The sequence below is a fragment of the uncultured Gordonia sp. genome, from assembly GCF_937858515.1.
Taxonomy (GTDB): Bacteria; Actinomycetota; Actinomycetes; order Mycobacteriales; family Mycobacteriaceae; genus Gordonia.
In genome coordinates this window covers 1-10,182 of sequence record NZ_CALLZT010000127.1, presented here as the reverse complement: position 1 = coordinate 10,182, position 10,182 = coordinate 1, and the positions used below count along the sequence as shown (strand labels likewise).

The 10,182-nt window shown below is 66.0% G+C and carries 9 protein-coding genes; all 9 read left to right on the top strand.

Translation table 11 applies throughout. The features are described from left to right. The first annotated feature begins 137 nt into the window (after positions 1–137). A complete protein-coding gene (locus Q0627_RS11735; protein WP_291010933.1) occupies positions 138–1,268 on the top strand; it encodes an MCE family protein in 1,131 nt (376 codons plus the stop codon). Next, entirely contained in the window at positions 1,261–2,349 is a 1,089-nt protein-coding gene (locus Q0627_RS11730) for an MCE family protein (protein WP_291010891.1), read from the top strand. The genes Q0627_RS11735 and Q0627_RS11730 overlap by 8 nt, the downstream gene beginning before the upstream one ends. After that, positions 2,346–3,644 carry an MCE family protein gene (locus tag Q0627_RS11725; RefSeq protein WP_291010888.1) on the top strand — a complete coding sequence of 433 codons (1,299 nt, stop codon included), beginning with the start codon at positions 2,346–2,348 and terminating at the stop codon, positions 3,642–3,644. The genes Q0627_RS11730 and Q0627_RS11725 overlap by 4 nt, the downstream gene beginning before the upstream one ends. 4 nt (positions 3,645–3,648) lie before the next feature. Then, the gene (locus Q0627_RS11720; protein ID WP_291010886.1) at positions 3,649–4,944 is read left to right on the top strand and encodes an MCE family protein; all 1,296 of its coding nucleotides are present in this window, start codon (positions 3,649–3,651) and stop codon (positions 4,942–4,944) included. An 11-nt stretch (positions 4,945–4,955) separates the two neighbouring features. Then, on the top strand, positions 4,956–6,272 hold the full coding sequence (locus Q0627_RS11715) for an MCE family protein (protein ID WP_291010884.1): 1,317 nt from the start codon (positions 4,956–4,958) through the stop codon (positions 6,270–6,272). Further along, positions 6,272–7,792 (top strand): MlaD family protein, encoded by a 1,521-nt coding sequence (locus tag Q0627_RS11710; RefSeq protein WP_291010882.1) that lies wholly within the window; start codon positions 6,272–6,274, stop codon positions 7,790–7,792. The genes Q0627_RS11715 and Q0627_RS11710 overlap by 1 nt, the downstream gene beginning before the upstream one ends. Before the next feature lie 32 nt (positions 7,793–7,824). Next, positions 7,825–8,664, top strand: coding sequence for a hypothetical protein (locus Q0627_RS11705; protein WP_291010880.1), 840 nt, complete (start codon positions 7,825–7,827; stop codon positions 8,662–8,664). Continuing rightward, the gene (locus Q0627_RS11700) at positions 8,652–9,371 is read left to right on the top strand and encodes a hypothetical protein (protein ID WP_291010878.1); all 720 of its coding nucleotides are present in this window, start codon (positions 8,652–8,654) and stop codon (positions 9,369–9,371) included. Before Q0627_RS11705 ends, Q0627_RS11700 begins: the two co-directional genes overlap by 13 nt. A 65-nt stretch (positions 9,372–9,436) precedes the next feature. Then, complete coding sequence (locus Q0627_RS11695; RefSeq protein WP_291010876.1) at positions 9,437–10,066, top strand: TetR/AcrR family transcriptional regulator; 630 nt, start codon at positions 9,437–9,439, stop codon at positions 10,064–10,066. Positions 10,067–10,182: the final 116 nt, after the last annotated feature.

Genomic DNA, 10,182 nt, shown 5'->3' with positions numbered 1-10,182 from the left:
GGTGGTCGTGGTGATCACGCTGCTGACGTCGCTGGCGATCTACGGTTCCGACGGCCATTTCAACCTCGCCGGGTGATGCGAAGGTGAGTAACAAGCAGGTGCGTAGCAACGCCGTTCGCAAGACCGCGGCGCTGATCATGGTCGGCGGGCTGACCGCCCTCATCGTCGGTGCGGCCGGACAGTTCATGGGGTCGTTCAAGTCCACCGAGCAGGTCACCCTGCATTCGCCGCGGGCCGGACTGGTCATGAACTCCGACGCGAAGGTGAAACTGCGCGGGGTGACCGTCGGGCGCGTCAAGTCGGTCGGCGAGAGCGACGGTCAGGCGATCCTGAAGCTGGATATGGACTCCGACCAGATGTCGTCGATCCCGGCCAACGTGACGGCCGAGATCAAATCCAACACCATCTTCGGTGCGAAGGCGGTCAACCTGACGGTTCCCGAGGAAGGGCCCCAGGGCACACTGCGCCGCGGTCAGGTGATCGCCGCCGATCATGTGGTCGTCGAGCTCAACACCGTGTACCAGCAACTGGTCACCGTGCTCGCCGACCTGCAGCCGGACAAACTCAACGCCACCCTCGGCGCCGTCGACACCGCCCTGTCGGGGCGCGGCGACAAGGTCGGCAAATCGCTGATACAGCTCACCTCGCTGCTCGGCAAGACCAACAAGCATCTTCCGGAACTGAACCGGATGTTCACCGAGGCGGCCGCCGTCACCAACGTGTACGCCGATGTCACCAACGACTTGATGCGTACGGTCGACAATTTCACCGTCATCGGCAACAACCTCGTCGACAACTCGGCCAATCTCGACGCACTGCTCATCAATGCCACCGGCATGGCCAATACCGTCAACGGCGTCGTCGCGCCGAGCGTCGACACGCTGATCCGGTCGCTGCACGACCTGAATCCGGTGGCGCGACTGCTGGGCTATCAGTCGCCGGGCATCAAGTGCTTCATCAGCACCGCGGCGTCGGCCGGCGAGCTGGCCAGACCGTACATGGGCGACGACAAGCAGTTCCCGTTCCTCAAACTGGACGCGAGCATCATGCCGGGCAAGGACCCGTACCAGTACCCGTACGACCTGCCGCAGGTCCGCGGCGACGGACCGCCGACCTGTGAGACCGGTCTGAGCAATCCGTCGTCGACCGAGCACATGAAGTTCTACGTCACCGACAACGCCAACTACCCGTACCAACCGCGCACCAAACCGAAGGCCGATTCGACCAAGTTGTTCCAGCTCATGTTCGGGGAGCCGCCACGTGGCTGACTCAACCCGCAAGAACGATCCCGGTGCCAAGCGCGCCCGTGCCTTCCGCGCCACGATCATCAAACTCGGATCGTTCGTCGTGGTGATGGTGCTGGTGTTCGTCGCCCTGGTGGTGGTGTTCAGCAAGTACCGGTCGGGCTCGACACGCGAGTACACGGCCGTGTTCACCAGCGCGTCGGCGCTCAAGTCCGGCTCGTCGGTGGAGATCGCCGGCGTCGAGGTGGGCACGGTGTCGGATGTGTCGCTCAACCGCGACAATCAGGCCGTCCTCAAGTTCACCGTCGCCGACAAGTACAGCGTCCCCAAGTCGGTGAAGGCACTGATCCGGTACGAGAACCTCACCGGCGACCGCTACCTGGAACTGCGCCGCGAACCCGGTGCGGCCGGGCCGCGCCTGGCCGACGGCGCGCGGATTCCGGTGGAGCAGACGCAGCCCGCGCTCGATCTGGACAACCTCGTCGGCGGGTTCAAGCCGTTGCTGCGCAGTCTGAACCCGGACGAGGCCAACCAGCTCACCGCGTCGCTGATCGAGGTGTTCCAGGGTCAGGGACCCGCGCTCACCCACCTGCTCAAGAGCACCGCCCAGTTCACCGATTCGCTGGCCGACCGCGATCAGCTGATCGGCGACGTGATCGACAACCTGAACACGATGATCGGCACCGTCGAGGACGACAAGAAGGGCTTTGACTCCAGCGTCGACCTGCTGCAGCAATTGGTGACCGGACTCGCGTCGCAGCGTGATGTGATCGGTACTGCGCTTACCCAGACGTCCCAGCTCACCAACGGGATGGCCGACCTGCTCAGCACCACCCGGCCCGACCTGCAGAAGGTCGTGCACAACACCGGACGGGTCTCCGAGGAAGTACTCAAGGCCGAACCGTTCCTGCGGAACCTGCTGTCGCGGCTGCCCGAGGACTACAAGAAGCTGGCCAACCTGGGCAGCTACGGTGCGTGGCTGCAGATCTATTTCTGCCGCATCCGGCTGCTCATCGGCGGCCCGGGCAACACGCAGGTGTTCTACACCGCGATCGATGTGACCGGCGACAAGACGCAGGCGCAGGGGAGGTGCGCGCCGCAGTGAGCGAACACGAGACATCCGGGGAACACCAGGCACGGGGCGAGGGCCTGTTCACGGCAGCTCGCACCGAGTCCGACGAGGCCGACGTCGCGCGCACCACCAAGCGTGGCGGCCGCAGCCGTGCCGCTGTCGGCATGATCGGCATCGTCGTCGTGACGCTGGTGGTGGTCTCTGCGCTGCAGATGGACAAACTGCCGTACCTGTCGCCCGTCAGCACCTACAGTGCCTACTTCGACGACGCCGGCGGCCTGAGCACCGGCGACGTGGTGATGGTGTCGGGGGTACAGGTCGGCGCGGTCGAGGGCGTCAAGCTGGCCAAAACACCCGACGGAACCAAGGTCAAGGTGTCGTTCCGGATGAAGGACGACGTGGTCCTCGGCAATCAGTCGCAGGCGGCGATCAAGACCGAGACCGTGCTCGGGCGGCGCAACCTGACGCTCATCCCGCACGGCGGCGAACTGCTGCGGCCGGGCGACGAGATCCCGGCCGCACAGACCTCGGAACCGTACTCGCTGCAGGATGCGCTCGACACGACCGCGCACAAGCTCAAGGACACCGACACCGACCAGCTCAACGAGGCTCTGCGCACCCTCACCGACACGTTCGCCGAAACACCGTCGCAGGTGCGGGGCGCGGTCGACGGGGTGACGCGGCTGTCCAAGGCGGTCAACGATCGCGACGTCGCCCTGCGGCACCTGCTCGGCAGGGCCGACAGCGTGTCGTCGGTGGTGGCCAAGCGCAGCGAGCAGATCAACACCCTGCTGATCGACGCCAACAGCCTCGTCGGTGAGGTGCAGACGCGCCGGGCCGCGCTCGCCAAGCTGATCACCGGCGTCCGCGACCTCACCAAGCAGCTCAGCGGATTCATCTCCGACAACAACGAGCAGCTCAAGCCTGTACAGGAGAAGCTGCAGCGAGTGCTGACGGTGCTCACCGACAAGGAGCAGGACCTCAAGAAGACGATCGACCGGCTCGGACCGTTCGCCAACTCGCTCGGCGAGGCCGTCGCATCGGGACCGAACTTCGATTCGCTGGTGGGAATCCCCACGTTCGGCGACTACACGTCCTCGTTCATGAAGGTGCTGGCGCGCAAGTATCCGCAGGCCTTCGAGAGCTTCATCAAGTACACGCAGTTCCCGCCGCTGCCGTCGAACTGGGAGCTGGCACCGCCTGCGGGCTCCGACCCGAAGCGGCCGGCCGCGCCGTCGCCCACCTATCCGAAACCGGCACCGCCGACGAACACCAAGACGGTCGAACCGCCGGCGGCGACGCTGAGCCCGGCACGGCAGGGGGGCTGAGGGCATGGTGAGCATCAACAAACGCGGCGCCACCAAAACGGTGGTGATCGCGGTGGCGCTGGCCGCGCTCGCGGTGATCGCGCTCGGCGGCTACCGGTGGTTCAAAGCCGCCACCACCAACACCTACACCGCGTTTTTCCCGGTGGCGGCCAGCCTATACAAGGGCGATCCGGTGCGCGTGCTGGGCGTGAACGTCGGCACCGTCGACTCGATCACCCCGCGTAAGGGTGATGTGAAGGTCGTGCTGCGCGTCGACAAGGACGTCGACATCCCCGCCGACGCGAAGGCGGTGATCGTCGCCCAGAGCCTGGTGACGGGCCGATTCGTACAGCTCACGCCGGTGTTCTCCAGCGGCGAGAAGCTCGCGAACAATGCGACGATTCCGATGGAACGCACCGCCGTCCCGATGGAGTGGGACGACATCAAGGCGCAGCTGAGCAAACTCAGCGAGTCGCTCGGCCCGGAGACCGATGGCAAGGGCAGCGACATCGTCGACAGGGGCGCGGCCGCCGAGGCCGTCGACGTGCTGAACCGGAATCTGGACGGCAACGGCGAGGCCATCCGGCGCTCGGTCACCGAGATGTCCGACCTGATGGGCACGCTGTCGGCGAACCGCGGTGACCTGTTCGGCACCGTGCGCAACCTGCAGAAACTCACCGAGGCGCTGTCGCAGAGTCATGAGGAGCTGGTGCAGTTCAACGGCCGGATCGCGTCGGTGAGCCAGGTGCTCTCGGACAACGCCACCGAGCTCGGCGACGCGCTGGAGGGCCTGAGTTCGGCGGTGACCGATGTGAAGTCGTTCATCGACCGCAACGGCGCCGAACTCACCGAATCCGTCGGCAAGCTCGCCGATGCCACCAAGATCGTCGCCGACAAGGACGAACAACTGCGCGGGCTGCTGCATTCGGCGCCCAACCAGCTGGCCAACTTCCAGAACATCTACAACCCGCTGACCGGATCGCTGTCGGGTGTGTTCGGTCTCGGGATGGGCACCAACCTGATCACGCTGCTGTGCGGCACCATGGACTCGACCGCCCGCCCCGGAACCACCAAGGCCGACATCGACCACTGCGTCGACGTGCTGGCGCCGGTCGTGTCATCGATTTCGATGAACTATCCGCCGTTCCTGACCAATCCGGTGTCGGCGGCCACGGCCAAGCCGAGCCAGATCATCTACCAGAACGCCGACGTGAAGGCTCGGGCCCAGGCCGGTGTGGCCCGGATGGATGAGCAGACACGCAAACACAACAGGGGCAGCCCGCTGGAAAGCCTGCTCGTACCGTTCGGGGCTGCAGGATGACGCGCGGGAGCATGACTGCGCGCAGGAAACTCGCCGCTGCGGCTGCCGCGCTGGCCATGACGGTGACCGCAGCCGGCTGCACGTTCGACGGCGTCAACTCGCTGCCGGTGCCGGGTGCCCAGGGCACTGACGACGGCGCCTACACCATCAGCGCCCTGGTGCCGTCGGCGGCGGGGCTGGTCAACAACGCCCCGGTGCTGCTGGACGACTCGACCGTCGGCAGCGTCGGCGAGATGAAGGTCGCCGACGACTGGAACGCCGCGCTGACGATCCGGCTCAACCGCGGGGTGAAGGTCCCGCGGGGTTCGCACGTGATGGTCGCGATGACCAGCGCACTCGGGTCGTCGCATCTGGCGATCGTGCAGCCGGACAAACCCGAAGGCGGGTATCTGAGGGCGGGCGACCGGATCCCGCTTGCCGCGTGTCCCGAGCAGGCCAACATCGTCACCGATCCGTCGGTGCCGCAGGTTCCCGACGTCAACGCCGCCCAGCAGGTGGCGCTGTGCACCTATCCGACGACCGAGCAGGTGCTCAGTTCGCTGTCGGTGGTGCTCAACGGCGGCGGGCTGAGCCAGCTCGGCGACATCGTGCACGAGATGAGCGACATGCTCGGCGACCGCGGTAAGACGCTGAGCAAACTAATCCCGCGTCTCGACGACCTCGTGGGCGAGCTGAACGGACAGCGCGACAACATCATCGCCGCCACCGAAGGCCTCGACAGGCTTGCTGCCGCGGTCAACGATCAGCAGCCCACGCTGCGGCAGGCGCTGAAAGACAGTCCCGAGATCCTGCGGCTGCTCACCGATCAGCGCAAGAACTTCACCGATACGCTCGGGGCGATGTCGACGCTGTCGGAGACGGTCAACAAGGTGCTCAAGGCCAACAGCGACGACATCGAGACGATCGTGGCCAACCTCGAGCCGGCCATCGACCAGCTGCAACAGACCGGTCCGGCGCTGACCCAATCGCTGAACATCCTGCTGACGTTCCCGTTCTACGAGCCGACGATCCCCAAGATGATCAAGGGCGACTACGTCAACTCCGATCTCGTGCTGGACCTGACCCCGTCGCGACTGAGCAGGTCGATGTTCGTGACGGCCCGGTTCACCGGTCCCGAAGGAGTCGTCGGCAAGCCCGCCGCGGGTGCCAAACGCGGCCTCAACCCGTTCACCGCGCCCCTGGACGGCGGTGAGGTGCCCGACTCCCGCACCGGAGAATCCAAGAGGAGCGAGTCCCAGAAGACGACCACACAGAAGACGACCGCACAGAAGACCACCACGCAGAAGACCACCACGCAGAAGACCACGCCGCAGGGAGGTGAGCGCTGATGAGGATCACGCGATTCGTCCGCACCCAGTTGATCATCTTCGGTGTCATCACCGTGATCGCGGTGATCTCGATGGCGGTCTACTACATCCGTATCCCGTCGATGTTCGGGATCGGCAGCTACAAGGTCACCCTCAACCTCCCCAGCACGGGCGGGCTGTACCAGAACGCCAATGTCTCCTTCCGCGGCGTCAACGTCGGCAAGGTGACGTCGGTCCGGCTGACCGGTGACGGTGTCGCGGCGACCCTGGTCATCGACAGCGGCACCAAGATCCCGGCGTCGATGCCCGCGGCGGTGCGCAGCGTGTCGGCGATCGGTGAGCAGTACGTCGAGTTCGCGCCGGTCCGCGACCTGTCCGGCAACCGCGACAACCTCGACGACAGGGACGGGGACGGCAGGGACGGGGACGGCAGGGACGGAGACCGGGACGAGCAGGACACCGATACCAAGTCGGGTGCGGTTCTGCGCGACGGGTCCGTGGTGAGCAGCGACAACGTGCCGATGGAGATCGCGACGATGCTCGATCAGGCCGAGGCGCTGCTCGACAACATCGGCAGCAGCGGCCTGCGGACGCTGGTCGACGAGGCGTTCACCGCATTCAACGGCACCGGCGAACAGCTGCAACGTCTCCTCGATTCGATGGCGCTGTTCGTCGACGAGGCCGACAAGAACTCGCAACCGTTCGTCGACCTCATCGACCAGACGGGTCCGCTGCTGGCGACCCAGTCCCGTACGACCGGTCAGATCCGCGCGTGGACCCGCAACGTCACCAAGGTCACCGACCAGTTGCGCGCCAACCGGCCGGAGATCACCGACATCCTGCGCCGCGGGCCAGGCGTCGCGGAGCAGAGCCGGCAGCTGTTCGCCTCGCTCGACCAGTCTTATCCGCTGCTGGTGTCCAACCTCGGCGTGATCGCCCGCACTCAGGCGGTGTATCTGCCCAACATGCGGCAGATCGTGACCATCTATCCGCGGCTGATCGGGTCACTGATCACCGCGCTGAACACCGGGTCGGTGCGGTACGGCGCCAACGTGACGTTCGCGCTCGGCATCAACGACCGCGCACCGTGCAGTATCGGCTATCTGCCGAAGGACGAGTGGCGGTGGCCGTCGGAGCAGAACGCCCGTGAACTGCCGTCGGGCATGCTGTGCCGGGTGCCGCAGAACTCCAACATCGCGGTCCGCGGCGCACGCAACTATCCTTGCGTCGAGTTCCCCGGCCGGCGTGCCCCCACCCCGGCCGAATGCCGGACCGGGTACAAACCCGATCCCGGCACCAACGACGCGTTCCGCACCAGCGACGTCAAGATCGGACCGGCGTCCGTCCGTGGCGAGGTCGTTCCGGGAACACCGTCGAACGCGACCGATGAGCCGTCCGTGTACAGCACCACCTACGATCCGGTGTCGGGGGATTTCATCGGACCGGACGGTAAAACGTACAACGCGGGTACCGGTCAGCAGAAGCCAGGAGGAAGCGCCACTACATGGCAGAGCCTGATCAGCCGGACAGTGAATCCGTGACCTCTTCGGAGTCCGCGAATTCTACGGAATCCGTGACTTCGTCGGAGTCCGGGACTTCTGCGGAATCCGGGACGCCGTCGGCGGCCACGCCGGTGCGTCCCGTGCGCAGTGCACCGCTGCGCCGGGGCACCAAGAAACAGCCGTCGACGCCGGACTCGGATACGGCAGCCGAAACCACAGAGGACACCGCGGAAGCAGAGGCAGATGCCGCGGAAGCGGACGCCGCGGAAGCCGATACAGGTGAGGCCGATACAGGGGACCAGGAGAAGGGACCGGACCCATCCGAGCTTGAGCGCTCGCGCGGGTACCGTGACCGTCGGCTGCCCCGGACCAGATCGGCAGACACATCCAAGGACTCGGCCGTCGCCTATCGCGGCAGGTCGGTCGTGCCGCTGCGGGCGATCGTCCTCGCGGTAAGCGTCGTGGTGATCGTCGCCTGTACCGTCGTGGCCGTGCTGGCCGCCGTCGGCATCGCCAGGCACGACACGAAGGACCGGTTGCGGGCCGAGTATTCGGACTTCGCCTCGCAGGTCATCGTCAACTTGACCAGCTTCAGCCCGAAGACCACCGACAACGCGCTCAAGACGCTGGAGCAGCAGACCAGTGGCCGCGCCAGGACGCAGATCTCCGATTCGATCGAGCAGGTTACAAGTCTGGTCAAGTCCACCAATGTGGAGACCAAGACGACTGTGCTGTCGTCGGCGGTCACCAACGCGACCGCCGACGAGGGTTCGGTGATCATGGTGTACGGCTGGGAACAGCGTTCCCTCGACGGCAAGGCCGCGCCGGAGTATCAGACGTTCCGCTGGCGCGTCGACATGACCCGGATCAACGGCCAACTCAAGATGACGAACTTCGAGTGGGTGACCTAGTGCCGGCGGGAAATGCCCAGACAGAGACGACACTGCCTGAGAAGCTCGGCATCGTCAGCCGTCGGGGACGGCTGACGGCGGCCGTACTGGCCGTGCTGCTGGTGGCCTCGGCCGCCTCGGCCATCGTGCTCGGCGTGCGTTACCTCGGTGCCCGTGCCGACGAGCAGGCCCGTGACTCGGCGCTGTCGTCTGCCCGTGACTACGTGACGACGATGTTCGGATACACGCCGAAAAACGTTGCCGCACATGTCGAACGGTCCAGAAAGGTGGTGACCGGCGACGCGAAGGCGCAGTACGACAAGATCATCTCCGACACCAACCTGGTGGCCGAGGTGGGCAAGCAGAAGATCATCTCGGAGGTGATCATCCAGGATGCGGGCGTGGTCACGAGCACCCGCGACACCGCCACCGTGCTGCTGTTCATCAACCAGTCGGTGACCCGGGGTGGCAACGAGCTGGTCCAGATCAATCCGAGCCGCCTCACCTACTCGATGACCAAGGACGACGGCCGGTGGCTGATCAACTCGATCGACGTCATCACCGACGACTCATTCCGCGGCAAGGTGGAGGTGACCACCTCGGTGCCGTCCGGTGCGAAGCCGATTCCAGGACTGGGCCGCGATCCCGCTTCCAATAGTGCTCCGGCACCGACCCCGTCGGCCACACCGACGACACCGTCGGGGGAGGTTCCGGTACCCACGCCGTAGGCGGTATTAGCGCGCGGCCGTAGGCGGCATTCGCACGTGGGTGCCGACCCTACTACGATGACCGGATGCCGCCTCGACAACGCCTGACTCCCGAGGAACGTCGAGCGGAGTTGCTCGACGTCGGGGAGCGGGTGTTCAGCGAACGGCCGTTCGAGGAGACCTCGATGGAAGACATCGCATTGGCGGCGGGGGTGTCGCGGCGCCTGCTGTACCACTACTTTCCCACCAGGGCCGAGTACTTCGGGGCCATCTGGCAGCGGGTGCACGTGCAGCTGCGGCAGGTGGTGGTCACCGCGGAGGCGCCGACGGTGCGTGATCGGGTGGAGGCCGCGCTGGTCGCCTACATCGACTTTTTCCGGACGTGTCTGCCACTGGTGCTGATCTCCAACCGCAGTTCGATCTCGGCCGATCCCGCGGTGCGTGGTCCGGTCAACGAGAACATGGAAGCCCTGTGTGCCGGATTTCTCGACGCCGCCGGTGTGCACGGGCCGGTTCGGGCGCCGGCCGAGGTCGGATTCGCCGGCTGGATCACCTTCGTCCGCGAGGCCGCGCTCGCCGCGCTGGTCGATGAACGGATCTCCCTGGAGACCTGCCACGACATGTGCATGCACGTGCTCGACGCCGCGGTCGGCTCTCAGGTGGACCTGCGGGTGCCGCCGGTCGACAACCCGGTCCCGGCGTCCGTCGGCGAGTAGTCGGCCGACGTCGAGGCCGCGCTTGCGGCATTGCCGTGAGGTGGTCGCGTCAGGCGCGGAAGGTCACCGGACCCTTCGCGACCCTCGCGACTTCGTCGCTTCGGCCTCAGGGATCA